Origin of the sequence: Marinobacter sp. NFXS9, from assembly GCF_040148665.1 — a bacterium.
Classification (GTDB): domain Bacteria; phylum Pseudomonadota; class Gammaproteobacteria; order Pseudomonadales; family Oleiphilaceae; genus Marinobacter_A; species Marinobacter_A mangrovi.
In genome coordinates this window covers 21,803-41,193 of the sequence record NZ_JAGDDW010000022.1, presented here as the reverse complement: position 1 = coordinate 41,193, position 19,391 = coordinate 21,803, and the positions used below count along the sequence as shown (strand labels likewise).

The window sequence follows — 19,391 nt, the reverse complement described above, 5'->3', positions numbered from 1 at the left end:
TATGAAAACGGACGGCATTTACGCCTGATATTGGCTATTTTATGGTCAACCCCGGCGTTGCCGGATGAATCGGCAGAGACCGGTAAATTGCTGGCTGTCTGAAAACGGCGTTTTGCAGGGGCGACTACGTATATTGTCTGAATTCCAGATTTAGTGTTGCAAGGGATTATCTAGAATGGATTCTTTTATTAACTTTGGCATTGTCATAATTTTTCTTGTTGCACTGTTCAAATCCACTCAAGCCGTCTATCGCAAGATAATATGGCACCGCCGCAAAACACCTGAGGTCCAGCTCGCACAATACTTCAAAGAAAATAACAGCCCGGTTGGAGAACTTAATGATGAGCAATTAGATTCGCTATTCTGGACTTTATGCAATGAGTCAATCAATGAAATTTCATGCACACTCACTCACAGCAAAGATAACTTTGACCCTCTGATATACCGAGTTTTCGATCTCAACCTTAAAAGAAAGAATTGGCTCTCAAGTAACACAGACGCGAGTGTTTCGCACACACTTAATGGTTTTGAGTTTTTCGTTCCAGGATTAGCACGGCACAGCCTAGGCAGCAAGAACCCCGAGAGTGTGGATGTCGTATTCTATGGAAGTATTGCCGTGTTCGTTGGTATTGAGCACGAATACAGTATATTTGATGAAAAGGAAGCCTCCACGCATAGCGCCACCAATTTAACTGTCAAGCAGACAGTTATAGAGACCAGTTACGAAGCACTCGCGGATTCCGGTGAATTTGACATCATTCCTGGAAATGGGGGGCGGATGATCCGTGCCATCTACGGCGATAGAATGGCAGTATTCAGGGATGATGCTATAGTAACTGCTTACTCATCCATTATCGCCGGGGCTGGTATCTTCTCAGCCATCTTTGCTTTGCTCGGCGCAGTTAGCCTTCTAAAGCTACCATACGATAGCTATCTACTTCGGTTAGAATTTCTGAACCACTTCTTCCTGAAGCTGAGCTTCCTGAATCATTTTTTAATTTTCTTTTCCTTATTCTGGGGCGGTGCGGTCACACTATTCTCTGTCCGAGAATTCCTTAAGCCACGCAAAGGAACTGTCTTGACCTGCCCCAATCACCCTCTCTGGTAGTTTGTCGCCTTTCGTTCAACCCCAAAGCCAACGCGAATTCGCCGCCTGGCTGCGGGGTGGCTACATGAGCTCCAGAATTATTGTTAGCGGATTGGCAGCTGTGGGCTAATCAAACAATATTCACTCTGACCCCTTTAATCGGGTTGGGAATGACCGGATGGCTGCATTGCGTTAACTGAGATGACGAACCGTTGCTAAACCATTGCCCCACGTAGGACAACGTATCCTATATCGAGAACGGCGGCTACCAGGCCCGTCTCCGTAAGGTGGCAGGATCAGGTCTTGCCTTTTGCTTTTGTATTGGCCAGAAGCGCACTGGGGCAAAACGCAAGACCTGACCCCGAGCAGCGACCCTGTACCCTGGGATGTCGCCGACCCCGGCCTGCTTCCAGTGATGCACGATGCTTTTTGAAGAGAGTCCCAACGCTCTTTTGAGGTTGCTGTCAGGATCAATGGACATTCCCTTTCTGGCAAAGTGTCCAAGATTGAAGTCGAGCTTTTTGAATATGGCCCGCCGTTCTTCAAAGAACGATGCCTGGTTCAGGTTCCCGAACCGACTATAGGTTTGCTGGTGCAGCGTTTCCAGTTCTCGGAGCGACGTTTCGATGGCATTTATTTGTTGTTTGATGACAAAAGAGCCAGCTCCTAGCCCTGCCGATCCAGAAGAAGCCATGAACTTGAGCAGGTCGTAGTGTTCGACAAGGACACCAGCCTCCTCTTCAGATAACTCATCTACCTCTCGGTTGACCTGATCCGCAACGTCCATCAACTGCGCTTCTTCCAGAGTGCATTCAGATCCATTGGGATCACCCAAGACGATCATCTGTCCCGGAAGAACGACGCCCTTAAGGTTGGGGTTCAGTTCATTGAATCGGTTGGGTACCGCACTGTTGCTGCCATAGAGCTCATGCTTGAGCTCATCCAATGACATCGGCTGGCGAACAACGTGAAAGCCTGGCTCGATTTTATCGGGCTCATTGATGGCCGCTGTTTGTGCAGCCGGTGCCGTTGCCAGCGGTGCGACTTTGGCGCTCTCTCCCAGAGGTAGCGACGGCTTCCGATCTGGTGTGGCGTTCGTGGTGTCTACTGCCACATCATCATTTACGGCCGTTGATGTTATTCCCGCGAAGGTGGCACCACCTTGTGCCGCTCCCATTTTGATGTCATCCGGCGTGAGCTCTTGCCTATTCAGGTACTCCAGAGCGCTCCGCAAGAAAAAATCTGTACGGAAATCCTCCGTAGAACGCCATTGGCCATCCCTGTACTCAAACATCGGGAATGCGGGAAAACCGCCGAGTTTATCGACAAGGACAATGCGGCCCTGCCGAACGTCTTTCAGTACATCGCTTTCCGTGTATTCAGGACGTCCAGAATGGCCATTGGAAAGGCGCACTGGCCCATGGTCGTGATTAACGAGAGAGTTGAAAGCCGGATTAGAGAGCTATTGCTCGACCTCCGATACAGCGAAGAACGGTTTGACGATATACGGTAGATCAGACGGCTCGGCGTCCTTGGCGGGGATCAATTTCATGCTGGCTTCCTTTCCCTGGTGAAACTTTTCCACTCATCCCGAGTGGTCAGAGACCGAGGTTACCGAATGAAAAAGCACGCTGCTATTGGATTGGGTGACGAATGGAGAAAATCGGACAGGGGAGAGGGCGGGTTTCTGACGAAAGGCTTAGCGGCCTGCCACCGAGCGCGCTGGGAATGGATCAGCTGATCAAAATTAATGCGCTCTGACCCCTTTAATTGCAAATGCCTCTACCAGTAAATGGTGTCAAGTTCAGTGAATGCACGCTGGCCCCATTGTTTGACCTGGCCCCGAGCTGCGGGAATAGCGGGCAATTAGCAACTGCGCACCTGACCCCTTTTGACCCCTTTTCTCCATTGGCCCCTTTTACTCGTTTTGCTCTCAATGTATCGCAAGGGCAAAACGCAAGACCTGACCCCGGACCCTTGCGGACCCTTGCGTTTTGACCCCTTTTCTCCATTGGCCCCTTTTACTCGTTTTGCTCTCAATGTATCGCAAGGGCAAAACGCAAGACCTGACCCCGGACCCTTGCGGACCCCTTGAGCCACACCTCCGCCACTAGTCTAGAACAGTGTAGTGGTTCAATGATCTGCTAAATTCGAAGGTAGACCCCGAGTTCGGGAATTTTTTTCTTGAGCGAGTTGCGCTCATTGTGCGATTCTGGCAAGGCCTAGCAAATTGAGCGAAAGCTCAACGGGGTACGACGGCGTACTCTGCTAAGAATTGTCTGTTGGCTTCAGGTTCCGTTGTTTTATTGTTCGGGAATGCCTGTAGTCACAGGCATTCCCGAACAATAAAACAACGGCGCTAAATGTAGGCAATGCAAGCAGTAAAGGAAAAGGATGTCCTTAGCTCTTTGGGGCAGGCAATTCGCAAGCTCAGGAGAGCTATACTAAGCGGGGCGGTTGAGCGCACTGGTGATTCCCCGCTTCTAGTTTTTATATGTGGTGCTAATAAACCTAGTGGACAAGGGATATCCGCGCGACGACAAGCGATAATTGAATTCTTAGAGAAAAATATAAAAAATGTGTCCGTTATTATCGCTGAGCATTTCTTTGATGCTTTGTTGGACGATATCAAACATCGCATAAATCTACTTGATGCAGAGCATTTTCTAACCGATATATCAGATGAAGTAATCATTGTTTTGGAAAGCCAAAGTGCTTTCTGTGAGCTGGGCGCTTTTTCGCATATGGATTTTCGGGAAAAGCTTCTCATAATTAACGATGAGCACTTCAAGGATTCTCCTTCTTTTATCAACATCGGCCCCATAGAAGCCGTTCGTAAAGCGCACTCGCGAGAAAATGTTTTTTACTATCCTATGAGGCCTGATGGCTTGACTCTGACGGATGGTATAGGAGCAATATTTCCGGACATATATAGGGCTGTAATAGGTGGGCAAGTCAAGAGGGCTAAGAGGTATTCAAAAGATAGACTCATACCTGATAAAGGTAATGATTCGTCTAAAGAAGCCCTTATGTTGGCCTCTGATATAATCTACCTCTGCTCTCCAATAACTTATAAAGATTTGTGCGGTTTGTATAGTTCAATTTTTGGCGACATGAGTTTTAATGGGCTGGGTAAAATTATAGCTCTCCTGAAGGGGATGAAAATAATAAAATACGAAAATAGACACGAAAAAATTGAAACTCTTACAGATAGGCTGTTCTTTAATTACGGTAGATATACTGATGATCTTATTATCTCTTTTAGGTTGAACAGCTTAAAGAAGAAAAGGCTTTCCTGATGGATATTTTAGAAAATATTTCGGAAGACCTAAATATACCAATAGATGTCTTGGAATCTCAGATAATTGAAGGTGCAAGACATGTAAAGATAATAAAGATACCTAAGAGAAGCGGTGGGGTTAGGTTGGTTTTTGTGCCCCCTAAGATATATAAAATTTTTCAGTATTATATAATTGGTAATTATCTCGATGTTATAAAGAGGAGTGCCGCGGCATCCGCTTTCTGGAAAGGGTGCTCTATACTAAAAAATGCTCAGAGACATCGAGAAAGAATCTATCTGGTTAGGATCGATATAAGCGATTTTTTTCATTCGATAACATTTAACGACTTTGTTCAATCCCTGAATGTTGAAGAGGAGAGAGGCCTGTTTGATATATTCATGAATGAAGATAGTGCTCGAATAATTAGAAAAACATGCTTCTCAAGAGATGGTCATTTATGTGTCGGGTATCCGATTAGTCCCTTTGCTGCTGACATAGCTATGAGGCATATTGACGAAGAGATTTTTAGCTATCTTAATACTAGATTTAAAGGTAAAAAATATTCTTATAGCCGGTATGCGGATGATTTAGTTATTGGTTTTGACGAAAAATGTGGCGCTGAAGTTGTGGCAGCTATAACCAAAATTGTTGAAGGAAGAGAATGGCCTAGGCTTTCTGTAAATCATTCGAAGACTAGGTTTTTTAATAGAAATGTTGGGAATGCAATTGTTACTGGGGTGCGTATATGTCAAGACGGCAGGCTGACATTGCCTAAACAGTTCAAGGACGACTTGCGCTTTAACTTATCGTTGTTGGAGAAAGGGCGTTTGGGAAAAGAGGCTTTCTCGTCCCTTGAAGGTGCTCTCAACCACTGCCGGGATATTGCCCCTGAGTTCTATACTAAACTTCAATCTCGCTATTTTAAATCTATTGAAGGTTTAATAAAAAGGGATAGAAACGATCCATAGGAGAATGGGGGCGCTTAAGGCCGTTTTAATCACTTTATCGGTCTTGTTCAAGTGTTATCGCGCAGTTGCAATTATTTTCTGGATGGGGCCCTGCATAGAGAACAACGACGTAATATCTGTCCCTATTTTTAAATGTTTGGTAATAAACTCGCGCTGCAGCTTGAGGCGTAGTTTTGTCCCCTTGTTTCAGGTGCGTTTGTGAGGTTTTTTCGTGTATAACCGTTCCGTCTTTTAGTGAAGCTCTAAGCGTTATCTCTATCCCTCCACTTTGAGCATGGTCGAGCCCTAAAGATTCAAAATACTTTTCGATGGGCCCTACGTTTCCGCTCCGGTTGCATATATCCAGTAATGCCTCGTTTGCGTCAATTATGAATTTAAATCTATGTTTGGCAACTTCATCGCAAGAGTCGATGGCACCTTTTGCGATAATAAAGCAGTCATTGCTCTGCTCAATTTCAAGCAGGCGTGTTGACGGTAAAAGTTCTTGACTAGGAAATAGAAAGTTTTCAAGTGAAGAGAATAGCGAGTCTAAAAACTTTTGATTGAAGCTGCGGGTTTCAAGATGTGGCCAACCTTCATTGCTCTCTTCGATAAAGTGTACTTCTCCATCCAAGTCCTCAATCGCGTGCAATTCCTCATAAACGTCATGCGGAATTTTAGTATATGGCAGTACAACTATAGATGGTTCTGCAGTCTTATCAAAATAGTCGCAAAGCCGATGTGCTGCCTGTGATGGGTGGGGAAGTAACATTGGCGTACCTTTCCTCCCTTTGTCGGAGAGGATTGATGATATCAGGTAGCCGTCTTTTTTGGCCCTGGCTTCGAGCCTGGCTTTAAGGGGTTTGGGTAGGCCAATAATGAGGAATGTTTTCATTGAAAGCATTCCTAATTTTATGTTCTTGTTTGTACGAAGATGGTTCCCAATAATGAGGGTATTGCGTAGCTGGCTATCTCTTCGTCAGATAGCATGTCAAGGAGTTTGTGAGCTTTTTCCCTTGCCGTTAGTTTAGAATTGGATGGCTTTAAGCCCTTGGGTGCTTCGATCGCTAGAGATTGTAATTTTTCAAGTGCTATGTTGTGTTCGAGAGCCCAGTCCTTGATTACCTTGTTGATCTTTTGTGTTCGATATTGGCGCCATTCAACTCCGTCGTTTGGCAGTGCTTTAGTAAACTCAACATTTGATTTGCTTGTGTAAGGCTTTTCTAATATTCCCGATATTTTAAGTTCGCGTTCTATCTCTGGCCGTTTGGTAGAAAGAAATTCCTTCATCCAAGCAATTTGAGTTTGGCCTCTAATGGGCTTTATCTCTACGTAAGCATTACTCTCGATCATCCGATCGAATTGTTCGGGATTGGTACTCACCTTGAAATGGGTGATTGTGTTTTCTGATGGGTTAAAAAAACGTTTCCGGTCGGGATCAGGGTTGGTAAAGGCCTGCCAAACATCATTTCGGAGTTTTAGGTTTTCGATGCCGAGAGCTTGAGGGTGAGCGGTTTGTCTGGGGGCGAATTCTACAAGAATGTCTCCGCTAGCCGTATCGGATTTATGGATGGCCAGTTCTGTGCCTAGAGTGCCTTCCAGAAGTTCGCTAAATTTTTTGAAGCCATAGTCTCTCTCTACCAGGGTAGGAAGACCTTCGCTCATTAGGGCTTGGTTTATTTTCTGCTTCAGGCGGGCGCCTAATTCGGGGGACTGTTCGGACAACTTCTGACGTATCAGGTCTTTAATCGTTTCAACATTATGCATACTTGGGGCTCCAGAAAATAGTAATGGAAATAACCCATTACTCATAGTAGTGGGTTATTTCCGTAAACTAGTATTTTCTGAGTCCCTAACTGAGTAACACGTCGTCGAACTAGGAGACTCATGACACCTAGCAAGCACATTGGCGTATTACCAGCCTTGAGAACCATTACAGATATCTGAGCTCTGCCTTTCGATCTCAAGTTCCACCTCTTTAAGAGGGTTTGGTAATTTTATGCTCTTCGATGAATATGGTCAAGCCGCGTTTCTGGGGGCTAATGGCTAACAGCGTCATTTTTGCAGAGAACTGGAGGTTCAAAAACAGAGGAGTAATCTCGTGTCCCATCATTTGTAGGCAACAATCCGAGTCCTCTGAGGCCGAAACCCCGCCGTCGCCACCAGCGCGAGTACCACCGTCACCCCCACCAACACCCCAAACGCCACTGAATTCCACTGCAGATACAGCGCAAACCGGATCGCTTCCACCGCGTGGGTAAACGGATTGATCTGACAGATCCAGTACAACACCGGGCTGGCGTCCTGCATCTTCCAGAGCGGATACAGCGCCGAGGACAGGAAGAACATCGGGAAGATGACGAAGTTCATCACCCCGGCGAAGTTTTCCAGTTGTTTCACCCAGGTGGCGATAATGAGGCCGAGGGCGCCGAGCATGAGGGCGGTGAGCAGTAGGGCGGGGAAGACGGCGAGGTAACCCATGGGCGGCGGCTCGACGTCGAAGAAGAAGGCGATGAACAGGAACACGTAAACCTGGCCGATGGACACCACGCCCATGGCCAGCAGTTTGGTGACCAGCAGGAAGGGCCGGGGCAGGGGGCTCATGAGCAGCACGCGCATGCTGCCCAGTTCCCGGTCGTAGACCATCGACAGGGCGCCCTGCATGGAGTTGAACAGGATGATCATGCCGCACAGGCCGGGGGCGATGTAGGTCTCGTAGGTGATGTAGGTGGCGTAGGGCGGGATGATGGACACCCCCAGCACGGCGCGGAAGCCGGCGGCGAACACGGCCAGCCAAAGCAGTGGGCGGACCAGGGCGCTGGCGAAGCGGGTGCGTTGCTGCCAGAAGCGCAGCCATTCGCGGATCTGAATGCCGAGGAAGCAATGCCAGTACTGGGCCAGTCGCATGTTAATGGGCTCCTGTGAGGGCCTGGAAGGTATCCGCGAGCGTGGGCTGACCCTGGGCTTCGCAGATGCTGTCGCCATGGCCGTCGGCGAGCAGTTGGCCTTCATGCAGGATCAGCACCCGGTCCTGGCGTTCCACTTCCTCGATCAGGTGGGTGGCCCAGAGCACGGTCAGGCCGTCTTCGGCGCACAGGCGACGCACGTGGGCGTTCAGGCCCTGGCGGCTGGGTACGTCGAGGCCGACGGTGGGTTCGTCCAGAAGCAACAGGCCGGGGCGGTGCAGCAGGGCGCGGGCGATTTCCACGCGGCGGCGGTGGCCGCCGTTGAGCTGGCGCACGGCGTCGTTGCCCCGTTCGGTGAGTTCGAAGCGGGCCAGTTCGGCGTCGCAGCGCTGGCGGGCGGCGGTACGTGAGAGGCCGTGGAGCGCGGCGTGGTACATCAGGTTCTGGCGCACGGTCAGGTCCATGTCCAGCGCGTTCTGCTGGAACACTACGCCGATGGCCTGCATGGCGGCGGCGGGCTGTTTGCGCAGGGAGCGGCCGCGCAGTTTGATGTCGCCGCTCTGCAATGCCAGCAGCCGGGTGATCAGGCCGAACAGGGTGGACTTGCCCGCCCCGTTGGGACCGAGCATGGCGTGGAAGGCGCCGGGCGTCAGGTCAAAGCTGACCTCCCGCAGCACGGGCCGGCGCCCGTACTGGAAGCTGACGCGATCGACCTCGATGCTCATGCTGGGTCCGGCACGACCACCACACCCCAGGGATAGCGGCCGACTTTGATGGATTTGATGACCTTGAGGTCGTCCACGTCGATCACGGAGACATCCCCGGTCACGCCGTTGGTGGTGAGCAGTTGGGACTCATCGGCGCTAAAGTCCATGTGCCACACGCGCCCGCCCACCAGGACGTAATCGAGCACTTCGAACGTTTTGGCGTCCACCACCGCCACGTGGTTGGCCGGGCCCAGGGCGATAAAGGCGTACTGGCCGTCCTTGGTGAGCTTCACGCCCACCGGCTGGATCTTGTCCGGATGCACGCCGCGGATCTTGAAACTCAAATCTTTGAGGATCTTGCGGCTGGCCACGTCCACCACGGTGACGGTGCCGCCGATCTCGGAGGAGGCCCAGGCCTGGCTTCCGTCGTGGGTGAATTCCACGTGCCGGGGGCGCTGGTCTACCATGGTGTTGTCGGCCAGCTGCATGGTTTCGGTGTCGATCCAGTGCAGCATGTTGGAGGTTTCGGTGGTGTTGATGGCCCACTTGCCGTCCGGGCTCACGGCCATGCCTTCGGGCTCCACGCCCACGTCGATCTGCGCCAGCACGTCCTTGGTCTTTACGTCCACGACGGTGACGATGGCGTCGTCCTCGTTGGAGATGTAGAGGTGGCGGTTATTGGGGTGCAGGGCGAACTGCTCCGGGTCTTCGCCGGAGGGCAGGGTGTCGATGATCTTGCGGGTTTTCAGGTCCATCACCTGCACGGTGTCGTCGTCACTGGCGCAGATGTAGAGCAGGCTCTTGTCTTTGGACATGAGGATGCCCCGCGGGCGCTTGCCCACCGGCAGGGTGTCGACCACCTCGAGTGAGTCCATGTCGATCACCGACAGGGTGTTGTCCTTTTCATTGGACACATAGGCCAGGTCGGCCATGGCGGCCGGGGCCAGCAGCGCGGCGGTCAGGCCCAGGGCCGGTCCCAGTTGGCGTAAGGTCGGTTTCATGCAGTCACCTTGTTGTTCATCCTGAGTTAGTCGGCGATCCGGCACTGGCTCTCGGGCTTATCAAAGCCGAGGGTGTCCAGTTCGGTTGTCGGGTGCAGGAAACCTTCCTGCGGCGATATCGATACCAGCCCCCGCGGGTGCACCAGCAGGATCGGCTGGCGCAGTTGTCCGTTCCAGGTGCGGAAGGTCAGCTTGCGGCCCTTGAAACCGCCCAGTTGGAAATCGTCGGAGAGCAGGTAGGTACGCAGGTCGGTGGCCTTCGCCTGTTTCGTGCGGATCACCCCTTCGCCGATGGCGCGCACGGCGGCCCAGGCGGCGTAGTCGTCGCTGATCATCGGGCGGCCGGTTTTCTCCTCGAAGCGGCTTTGCAGCTGGCCGGCGCCCCAGTTCTCGACGGAGCGGTGCCAGGCTTCCGGACTCATGCCCTGGGTGCCCACCACCGGGCGCGGCAGCCAGGTGTTGAAGGGCACGTACTCGCCAAAGTCCCCGCGCTCGTCGGCGACCACTACCACGTCGTAATCGTCCCCCTGGGTGAAGCGGGGCAACTCGGCGGAGGCGGAGCGGCGCAGGTCGGCGTCGAAGGTCCAGGGTTTTTCCTCGACGATTTTCACGCCAAAGCGTTTGGCGGCCCGGTGGAAGGCGGCGACCCAGGCTTTGTCGTTGTCCGTCGGGCCGGTGATCAGGAACGTCGCGTTCCACTGGCGCTTGGCCAGCCACTGGGCCAGGGCGTCGGTGAGCATGGCGCGGCTGGGCACGGTGTGCAGCAGGTTGCGCTGGCAGTCGGCGGTGCGCAGGCGGTCGTCCTCGGCGCCGGCGTTGAACACGAGCGCGTCTTTTCCGGCCGCGGCGGTCATCTGTTTGAGCAGGTCGGCGGGCACGTTCAGCACGAACAGGTCGATGCCGGCCTGTTGCATGCGGCGCAGTTCGTCCGTTGCCTGTTCCCGGGAATCCGCCACCACCGCGTCCAGCGTGTAGTGCTGCTGCATGAAACGGCCGGTGGAGTTATTGTCGTCAATGCCCAGCTCCGCGCCCTTGAGGCCGGCGTCTTTCGGTTTTGTGAGCGTGGTAGACAGCACCGGGCCCTGGTAAGGCTGCCACTGGATATAGCCGACGGTCACCTCCAGCGCCTGCACGGGCAGGGGGGTGAGTATCAGCAGGGTGGTGATCAGGGCAGCGCCCGGGCGCAGTAAACGCATGGCGACCTCGTTGGAATGGCTGTGTTGTTTTTCTTCCCAGACTAGAGAAGGCGCAAGCGGGCGGAAATATTCTGAAAGTAGGAATCAGCCAGTACGAAGGTTGTAGAAATCCGCCCGCAGGCCCGATTGGCCGCGGACCGGACCGCTTCGCCTACTACCAAGGAACTAGTCTGAAGGCCCCAAAGTGGCATTCGGTCGTTGCGCACGCCTCCATAGACTGATTCGAGTAGCCGGCGAACCAAGTACAAATCCAGGCCGGCACCGGAAGCAAGAGAGGCTATTGATCATGAATTTCCGTTCTTATCTGAAGACCGCCCTCGCAGCGGGCCTGCTGGCCGGCACCACTCTGGTCATGGCTCACGGCAACGTGACACCCCAGCCTGTCGACACCGGCGATCTGCCCCACCTGGGCGATGATCCCCTGTCCGAAAACCCGTTCCGGGAAGGCAACAAGTACGGCGACAAGCACGACGAGGCCGTGAAGATCGGCAAGGCGGGCTACGCCGGCAACTGCGCCGGTTGCCACGGCATCGAGGCCATGTCCGGTGGCCTGACACCGGACCTGCGCGAACTGAAGGAATGGGACGACGAGTACTTCATAGGCCGGGTCCGCAACGGCACCGATCGTGGTATGCCGTCGTTCAAGAGCAACCTGGACCAGGAAGCGATGTGGGCGATTAAAACGTACGTGGAATCTCTGCCAAAACCCGAGTAAGTCGGTAGGCATTGTGAGTGCTGACGTCGTTGGGTCGTGAAGGAGGGCGTATGGTCGCTGTTCGGTATCTTGCCGTTCTCGCGCTGCTGGTTCTGACCGGTCCGGCGTTTGCGGAGTCCGTGCTGGACCGTCCGCCGGATCGCACCTATGACAAGGTGATCGAGTCCGGTTACCTGCGGGTGGGGGTGTATGAAAACTTCCCGCCGTATTCCTTTATGCAGGATGGACAGCCCGCCGGGGTCGATGTGGACGTGGGTCGGGCCATTGCCAAGAAGCTGGGGGTGGATTTCCAGGTGCACTGGATCACCCCGGACGAGACCCTGCAGGACGACCTGCGCAACAACGTCTGGAAGGGGCATTACCTGGCCAAGCGCCGCATCGCCGATGTGATGATGCGCGTGCCCTACGACACGGACTACGCCTACATGACCGAATCCACCGGGGAGATGGTCAACGAGGAAGTGGTGATGTTCGGCCCCTACCAGAAAGAGCAGTGGCAGATCGCTTACGACCCCACGGACCTGGACGACGTGAAGACGGTGGCGGTGTTCCAGTACAACCCGATCGGCGTCGAGATCGACAGTCTGCCGGACTTCTACCTGAGCTCGGCCTTCCGTGGCCGCATGCGCAACCAGACCCACCACTACCACAGCATCGGCGACGCGTTCGATGCCATGGTGGCGAATGAGGTGTCAGCGATCATGGGCATGCGGGCCGAAGTCGACTACCTGCTGGCGACCGACCCGGACCATCGCTTCAAGCTGGCCGAGAACGGCTTTCCCGGCATCGCCAAGCAGCAGTGGGACGTGGGTATGGCGGTGAAAAGTTCCCATCGGCAGCTCAAGTACGCCATCGAGGCGGCAGCCGACAAGATGGTGCGCGATGGCGAGATGAAGGCCATCTACGAGCACTACGGGTTGCGCTACGGCCTCCCGGCCTATTACGAGGAAGTACTGGGGCAGGCGGAGGAATGACCATGCTGAGTCGCGCGATTCTCCTGACCGGGCTGCTTGCCAGCACCGGCCTGGCGGCATACCCGAAAGACCCGTACGGCTCGCCCATGTGGGATTACAACCTGGAGCGCTATCTGGGCGAGAAGGCTGAGGTGGTGCTGGACGATCGCGTGAACCTGGAAGTGCCGCCGTTTGCCGAGGACTCCTCCCAAGTGCCGCTGACGGTGGACCTGACCGGGTTCGACGCGCCCGTTCAAAAGGTCATCACGTGGGTGGATCTCAACCCGATTCCCCACCTGTTTACCTACGTGCCGCAAACCCGGGTGACGGTGGTGTCCCTGAACTTCCGCGTGCAGCAGGCCACGACCGTGCGCGCGGCGGTGCAGGATGAAGCGGGCGTGTGGCATGTGGGCAGCGCCCATGTGGATGCGGCCGGCGGCGGGTGTACCGCGCCGAGCCAGGCGTCGTCCGACCCCAATTGGGAAGAGCACTTCGGCCAGATCCGCGGTGGCGCGTTTTCACCGGCCAACCAGTCGCGGCTGAAGGTCTATGTGAGGCACCCGATGGACTCGGGCATGGTGGGCAACATCCCCGCCTTCCACATCGAGACGCTGGAGATCCGCGACACCGCCGGTGGGCAGACGGAGCCGCTGCTGAAGATGACGTTGTCGGAATCCGCCGCGGAGAACCCCATGTTCGTGTTCGAGCTGCCGGACGCGCCGCCCCAGTATGAGGTGTGGATGCGCGATAACAACGGCAACCAGTTCCAGCGGCAGGTCGGGGAGGCGTTATGACGCGGTGGTGTCTGATCCTGCTGGCGGTGCTCGTCCTGCCGGCGCAGGCCGAGTTGCGCTATCACCTCGAGCCCAAGCAAATCGCGTCCGACACCTGGATGTTGGAGGGCAAGACCGAGAACTTCTCGAAGGAGAACGGCGGCAACATCGTCAACACGGCGTTCATCGTCACCGACGCCGGCGTGGTGGTGATCGACACAGGCCCCTCCCTGCAATACGGCGATGCGCTGCACGACGCGATCCGCAAGATCACCGACCAGCCCGTCACCCACGTGCTGATCACCCACCATCATCCGGACCACGCCTTCGGTAACCAGGCCTTCCCGGAGCGTAGCCTGTCGGCGCTGCCCGAGACCACGGCACTGCTGGAACGGGACGGCGAAGCCTTCTCCGACAACATGTACCGGATGATCGGCGACTGGATGCGCGGCACCCAGGTGGTGTTGCCGACGCAGGAGCTGGCGCCCGGTCCGCTGATAGTAGGCAATCACACCTTCCAGCTCTGGGGCTTCACCGGACACACTGGCGCCGACCTGGTGATCCTCGACAAGACCACTGGCACGCTGTTCGCCGGCGACATGGTGTTCTACAACCGCGCCCTCACCACGCCGCAATCACCGGGGCTGGACGTCTGGCAGCAGGAGCTGGATCTGCTGGCGGAGATTCCCTTCGAGCGGCTGGTGCCGGGCCACGGCCCGATGGTCACCGACGACCGCGCCTTCCGGCAAATGCACGCTTACATGACCTGGCTGGACGCCCTGTTCAAGAGCAGCGCCAACCGGGGGCTGACGGCGAATGAAGTCATGCGCACACCGATTCCCGGGCGCTTCGATTCGATTGCGGAGGCGTCGTATGAGTTGATCCGGTCAACGACGCATCTGTATCCGCGGTATGAGCAGGCGGCGTTGAGTATGTTGCCGGAGGAGTAGACAGGCGGAAGAGAATTTGTGGAAGCGGTGCTGCTTTCGCAATGTGTCCGGCGGTTCGCCCTGATCCCGCCGGATACCTTTTAGACGGACTTTACGTCACGTTGTGCCCGGCTCGTGCCGGGCTTTTTTCGTTCTGGAGGCTGAGATTTCAATGTGGCCAATGTCTTTAGAATGTTGCAAAGGCTCCGTGGACGTAGGTTGGGCTGACGCAGGAAGCCCAACAAACCGGGTTTGCGACCAATCTCATTCAATACCGGCCAAGCCGGTTTTTGAGGCCCCATGCTCCAAGCGTGCCCGAGATAACGGGAACGTCCGGTGCCCGCTTATTGTTGGGCTTCCTGCGTCAGCCCAACCTACCCGACTGAAGTCGGATCGGTCGGGCATGTAGCCGATGCTTCAGCTTCGGAGGGCCCGGTAGGGCCCTGGGGGCGTGTGGGGAATGGGTGTAACCCATGTTGCCGGTTCAAAGTGTGACCTGTGTTGCCGGGTCGCGTGCTCCAGCCCCCTCTCCCCCGGCCCCCGCTCCGCGCCCGGGCCCTTCGCCAGAGGCTTCGGGCGCTACGGCGGGCGAAGCGGTGCTTCGCTTGTCCGCCTACGCCCCACCAGGGGCGAGGGGAGCTCATTCGGATAGCTCGGGGTGAAAACTCCCTCTCCCCTGGAGGGAGAGGGTGGGGGAGAGGGGGAGGCGGCCAAGCTCGAGCTCCCGGGCCGCCCCAACCAACCGGGTCTTACTACCAAGTGATGAGATAACTTGGTCTGCGGGTCAATTGTTGCACAGGTTGCCAAATCCAAGAATGTCAGGAGAGGCGGGAAACGTTCCCGGTTCGTTGCTGAATCTGACAACAAGAGTAATGGGAGAGCGCAACCATGTATGCAACACGATTCGGAAAACAGTTTGCCGCCAGTGCGCTGGCGCTGGCTGTTTCATGGAGTGTCCAGGCCGCCGGCGTCACCGACGACGACCTGCTCAATGACCAGGACACGGTCGACGATGTGGTGACTTACGGGATGGGTCTGCAGGGCCAGCGTTACAGCCCGATGAACGACCTGTCCACCGAGAACGTCAAGCAACTGCAGCCGGTATGGGCGTTCTCCTTTGGCGGCGAAAAGCAGCGCGGCCAGGAATCACAGCCGCTGGTCAAGGACGGCGTGATGTACGTCTCCGCGTCCTATTCCCGTGTGTACGCCATCGACGCCAAAACCGGCGAGGAAATCTGGCAGTACGACGCCCGTCTGCCGGACGGCATCATGCCCTGCTGTGACGTGGTCAACCGGGGCGTGGCCCTGTACGGCGACAAGGTGATCTTCGGCACGCTGGACGCCAAGCTGGTCGCCCTGAACAAAGACACCGGCAAGGTGGTGTGGATCAAGAAAGTGGCCGACTACCAGGCCGGCTACTCCATCACCGCGGCCCCGATCATCGTCAAGGGCAAGCTGATCACCGGCGTGTCCGGCGGTGAGTTCGGTATCGTCGGCAAGGTCGAAGCCTACGACCCGAACACCGGCGAAATCCTGTGGACCCGCCCGACCGTGGAAGGTCACATGGGCTACGTCTACAAGGACGGCAAGAAGATCGAGAACGGCATTTCCGGCGGCGCGCCCGGCAAGACCTGGCCCGGCGACATGTGGAAGAACGGCGGCGCCGCGACCTGGCTCGGTGGCACCTACGATCCGGAAACCGACAGCCTGTTCTTCGGTACCGGTAACCCGGCCCCGTGGAACTCGCACCTGCGTCCGGGTGACAACCTGTTCTCCTCCTCCCGTCTGGCGATCGACCCGGACGACGGCAGCATCAAGTGGCACTTCCAGACCACTCCGCACGACGGCTGGGACTACGACGGCGTCAACGAGCTGGTCTCCTTTGACCTGAAGGAAAACGGCAAGACCATCAAGGCCGCCGCCACCGCGGACCGGAACGGCTTCATGTACGTTCTGAACCGCGAGAACGGCGACTTCATCCGCGGCTTCCCGTTCGTGGACAAGATCACCTGGGCCAAGGGCCTGGATGAGAACGGTCGTCCGATCTACACCGACAACGGCCGCCCGGGCGATCCGGCGGACATGAAGGGCGAGAAGGGTAAGGTGGTTGTCGCCCAGCCGGCCTTCCTCGGCGGCAAGAACTGGATGCCGATCGCTTACAACCCGAACACTGAGCTGTTCTACGTGCCCTCCAACGAGTGGTCCATGGACATCTGGAACGAGCCGGTCTCCTACAAGAAGGGCGCGGCCTACCTGGGTGCCGGGTTCACCATCAAGCCGGCGCACGACGATTACATCGGCGTGCTGCGGGCGATGGATCCCAAGACCGGCAAGGAAGTCTGGCGCTACGAGAACACCGCGCCGCTGTGGGGGGGTGTCATGACCACCGCCGGCAACCTGGTGTTCACCGGCACGCCGGAAGGCTACTTCAAGGCCTTCGACGCCAAGACGGGTAAGGAGCTGTACAAGTTCAACACCGGCACCGGCATCGTCGGCACGCCGATCACCTGGAAGATGGGTGGCGAGCAGTACGTCTCCATTACCACCGGCTGGGGCGGCGCGGTCCCGCTGTGGGGCGGCGAAGTGGCCAAGGTGGTGAAGGACTTCAACCAGGGCGGTACGGTCTGGACTTTCAAACTACCGAACGACAACGTGGCCAGCCGCTGATCTATCGCGGTGGCCGGTGACGAATCCTGGGCGGCGGGTCCTTAACGACCCGTAATAAAGTCCGGGATAACCGCCAGGCCGCGTATGCCGGGCCTTCATCCCGGCACTTATGAAAAGGGCTCCGATGGAGCCTTTTTTATTTGAACTTATGCCGAATTTTTCCTACTACCAAATAACGAGATGGACGCATCGAAGGAACCATTTCGTGGCCAACAGGTGCTGGCTAGAGTGAAATCGTAGACGCAGGATTCGCCTCATGCGGTCCAAGTGCGGTCGCGACCATATAACAAGAGAGGTCACTATCATGATTTACGCTCAACCTGGTAAGGAAGGCTCCGTCGTCTCCTTTAAACCCCGCTATGAAAACTACATCGGTGGCGAATGGGTCGCCCCGGTGAAAGGGCAGTATTTCGAGAACATCACCCCGGTTACCGGTGATGTGATCTGTGAAATCCCGCGTTCCACCGCGGAAGACATCGACCTGGCGCTGGATGCCGCTCACAAGGCCGCGCCGGCCTGGGGGCAGACATCGGCCACCGAGCGCTCCAATATCCTTTTGAAGATCGCCGACCGCCTGGAGCAGAACGTTGAACTGCTGGCCGTGGCGGAAACCTGGGACAACGGCAAGGCGGTCCGCGAGACCCTGAATGCCGACATCCCGCTGGCGGTGGATCACTTCCGCTACTTCGCCGGCTGCATCCGCGCCCAGGAAGGCCATATGGGCGAAATCGACGGCAACACCATCGCCTACCACTTCCACGAGCCGCTGGGTGTTGTGGGCCAGATCATCCCCTGGAACTTCCCGATCCTGATGGCCGCCTGGAAACTGGCGCCGTGCCTGGCCGCCGGTAACTGCACCGTGCTCAAGCCGGCCGAGCAGACCCCGGCCTCCATCCTGGTCGTGATGGAATTGATCGGCGACCTGCTGCCGCCGGGCGTGATCAACATCGTCAACGGCTTCGGCAGCGAAGCGGGCCAGGCCCTGGCCACCAGCAAGCGCATCGCCAAGATCGCGTTCACTGGCTCCACCCCGGTCGGCTCGCACATCATGAAGTGCGCCGCCGAGAACATCATTCCGTCGACCGTCGAGCTGGGCGGCAAGTCGCCGAACATCTACTTCTCCGACATCATGCAGGCCGAGCCGGAGTTCATCGACAAGTGCGTCGAGGGTGTGGTGCTGGCGTTCTTCAACCAGGGCGAAGTGTGTACCTGTCCGTCCCGGGCGCTGGTCCAGGAAGACATCTACGACGAGTTCATGGCCAAGGTGGTCGAACGCACCAAGTCCATCAAGCGCGGCAACCCGCTGGATACCGACGTGCAGGTGGGTGCCCAGGCCAGTAAGGAACAGTTCGACAAGATCATGTCCTATCTGGAAATCGGCAAGCAGGAAGGCGCTGAAGTGCTGACCGGCGGCGGCAAGGAAGAGCTGGGTGTTGAATTCAACAACGGCTTCTACATCCAGCCGACCCTGTTCAAGGGCGACAACAAGATGCGCGTCTTCCAGGAAGAGATCTTCGGCCCGGTGGTGGGCGTCACCACCTTCAAGGACGAAGCGGAAGCGCTGGCGATCGCCAACGACACCGAGTTCGGCCTGGGCGCCGGCGTCTGGACCCGCGATACCAACCGTCAATACCGGATGGGCCGGGGTATCCAGGCCGGTCGGGTGTGGATGAACTGCTACCACGCCTACCCGGCGGGTGCGGCCTTCGGCGGCTACAAGAAGTCCGGTGTCGGCCGCGAGACCCACAAGATGGCGCTCGAACACTATCAGCAGACCAAGAACATGCTGATCAGCTACGACACCAACCCGCTGGGCTTCTTCTGAGGCCGGGCGAGACCCGAACTGGCTGAGAAGTCAGTAGACGAGGCGAGGTGACACAGGGAGGTGTCAACTGAACACGGTCCGGCCCCTCCGACCGGACCCCAACAGATTGCGTCTGTGTCCTCCTGCCATTGTTTGCGGCCCCGTTCGGGGCCGCTTTTTTTTGGGCTTCCCAAAGGTTTCTCGGAACCATGTAGCCGACGCTTCAGCTTCGGAGGCGCCGCAAGTCGCCCTTTTTCATCGTTGACCTGCGAGGGGTATCGGCAGGCTGGCGCCTGCTCCGAAGCTGAAGCGTCGGCTACAATAAAGTGCGCTGGCCAGGCCCGGGAGGCTTGTCCTGCCTTGCCCCCAAAGAGCCATCCCAAACCCTGAAAATTCCTTCCAAAGTACCATATGGCCCCCTCTGG

The 19,391-nt window shown here is 56.3% G+C and carries 16 protein-coding genes; 9 read left to right on the top strand and 7 right to left on the bottom strand.

Annotation, left to right across the window (positions count from 1 at the left end; all coding sequences use genetic code 11):
• Positions 1–175 precede the first annotated feature (175 nt).
• On the top strand, positions 176–1,108 hold the full coding sequence (locus J3364_RS21770) for a hypothetical protein (protein ID WP_349560254.1): 933 nt from the start codon (positions 176–178) through the stop codon (positions 1,106–1,108).
• A 244-nt stretch (positions 1,109–1,352) separates the two neighbouring features.
• On the opposite strand, the gene J3364_RS21765 is transcribed toward J3364_RS21770, so the two are convergent.
• Positions 1,353–2,501, bottom strand: a complete 1,149-nt coding sequence (locus J3364_RS21765) for a hypothetical protein (protein WP_349560253.1) — start codon at positions 2,499–2,501, stop codon at positions 1,353–1,355.
• A 958-nt stretch (positions 2,502–3,459) separates the two neighbouring features.
• Here J3364_RS21765 and J3364_RS21760 point away from each other — a divergent pair.
• On the top strand, positions 3,460–4,386 hold the full coding sequence (locus tag J3364_RS21760; RefSeq protein ID WP_349560252.1) for a retron St85 family effector protein: 927 nt from the start codon (positions 3,460–3,462) through the stop codon (positions 4,384–4,386).
• On the top strand, positions 4,386–5,336 hold the full coding sequence (locus tag J3364_RS21755) for a reverse transcriptase domain-containing protein (RefSeq protein ID WP_349560251.1): 951 nt from the start codon (positions 4,386–4,388) through the stop codon (positions 5,334–5,336). The genes J3364_RS21760 and J3364_RS21755 overlap by 1 nt, the downstream gene beginning before the upstream one ends.
• Before the next feature lie 34 nt (positions 5,337–5,370).
• On the opposite strand, the gene J3364_RS21750 is transcribed toward J3364_RS21755, so the two are convergent.
• From J3364_RS21750 to J3364_RS21725, 6 genes are all read right to left on the bottom strand, one after another.
• Positions 5,371–6,210, bottom strand: coding sequence for a hypothetical protein (locus J3364_RS21750; protein ID WP_349560250.1), 840 nt, complete (start codon positions 6,208–6,210; stop codon positions 5,371–5,373).
• Positions 6,211–6,227: 17 nt separating this feature from the next.
• Entirely contained in the window at positions 6,228–7,082 is an 855-nt protein-coding gene (locus tag J3364_RS21745) for a hypothetical protein (protein WP_349560249.1), read from the bottom strand.
• A 342-nt stretch (positions 7,083–7,424) separates the two neighbouring features.
• Positions 7,425–8,222: a lanthanide ABC transporter permease protein PedC gene (locus J3364_RS21740; protein WP_349560248.1), complete on the bottom strand. Its 798-nt coding sequence runs from the start codon at positions 8,220–8,222 to the stop codon at positions 7,425–7,427.
• 1 nt (position 8,223) lies between these two features.
• Positions 8,224–8,946, bottom strand: coding sequence for a lanthanide ABC transporter ATP-binding protein PedB/LutE (locus J3364_RS21735; protein WP_349560247.1), 723 nt, complete (start codon positions 8,944–8,946; stop codon positions 8,224–8,226).
• A complete protein-coding gene (locus J3364_RS21730; protein WP_502882540.1) occupies positions 8,943–9,860 on the bottom strand; it encodes a YVTN family beta-propeller repeat protein in 918 nt (305 codons plus the stop codon). The genes J3364_RS21735 and J3364_RS21730 overlap by 4 nt, the downstream gene beginning before the upstream one ends.
• Before the next feature lie 95 nt (positions 9,861–9,955).
• Positions 9,956–11,125 carry a lanthanide ABC transporter ABC transporter substrate-binding protein PedA1 gene (locus J3364_RS21725; RefSeq protein ID WP_349560245.1) on the bottom strand — a complete coding sequence of 390 codons (1,170 nt, stop codon included), beginning with the start codon at positions 11,123–11,125 and terminating at the stop codon, positions 9,956–9,958.
• A 286-nt stretch (positions 11,126–11,411) separates the two neighbouring features.
• Here J3364_RS21725 and pedF point away from each other — a divergent pair, with 286 nt between their 5' ends.
• From pedF to exaC, 6 genes are all read left to right on the top strand, one after another.
• On the top strand, positions 11,412–11,840 hold the full coding sequence (pedF, locus tag J3364_RS21720; protein ID WP_131482902.1) for a cytochrome c-550 PedF: 429 nt from the start codon (positions 11,412–11,414) through the stop codon (positions 11,838–11,840).
• Positions 11,841–11,890: 50 nt separating this feature from the next.
• Positions 11,891–12,814 (top strand): substrate-binding periplasmic protein, encoded by a 924-nt coding sequence (locus J3364_RS21715; protein WP_349560244.1) that lies wholly within the window; start codon positions 11,891–11,893, stop codon positions 12,812–12,814.
• Positions 12,815–12,816: 2 nt separating this feature from the next.
• Positions 12,817–13,587, top strand: coding sequence for a quinoprotein dehydrogenase-associated SoxYZ-like carrier (locus tag J3364_RS21710; RefSeq protein WP_349560243.1), 771 nt, complete (start codon positions 12,817–12,819; stop codon positions 13,585–13,587).
• Positions 13,584–14,516: a quinoprotein relay system zinc metallohydrolase 1 gene (locus J3364_RS21705; protein ID WP_349560242.1), complete on the top strand. Its 933-nt coding sequence runs from the start codon at positions 13,584–13,586 to the stop codon at positions 14,514–14,516. Before J3364_RS21710 ends, J3364_RS21705 begins: the two co-directional genes overlap by 4 nt.
• An 867-nt stretch (positions 14,517–15,383) precedes the next feature.
• Positions 15,384–17,162 carry a PQQ-dependent methanol/ethanol family dehydrogenase gene (locus J3364_RS21700; protein ID WP_349560241.1) on the top strand — a complete coding sequence of 593 codons (1,779 nt, stop codon included), beginning with the start codon at positions 15,384–15,386 and terminating at the stop codon, positions 17,160–17,162.
• 304 nt (positions 17,163–17,466) lie between these two features.
• Positions 17,467–18,987 carry an acetaldehyde dehydrogenase ExaC gene (gene exaC / locus J3364_RS21695; RefSeq protein ID WP_349560240.1) on the top strand — a complete coding sequence of 507 codons (1,521 nt, stop codon included), beginning with the start codon at positions 17,467–17,469 and terminating at the stop codon, positions 18,985–18,987.
• Positions 18,988–19,391 lie beyond the last annotated feature (404 nt).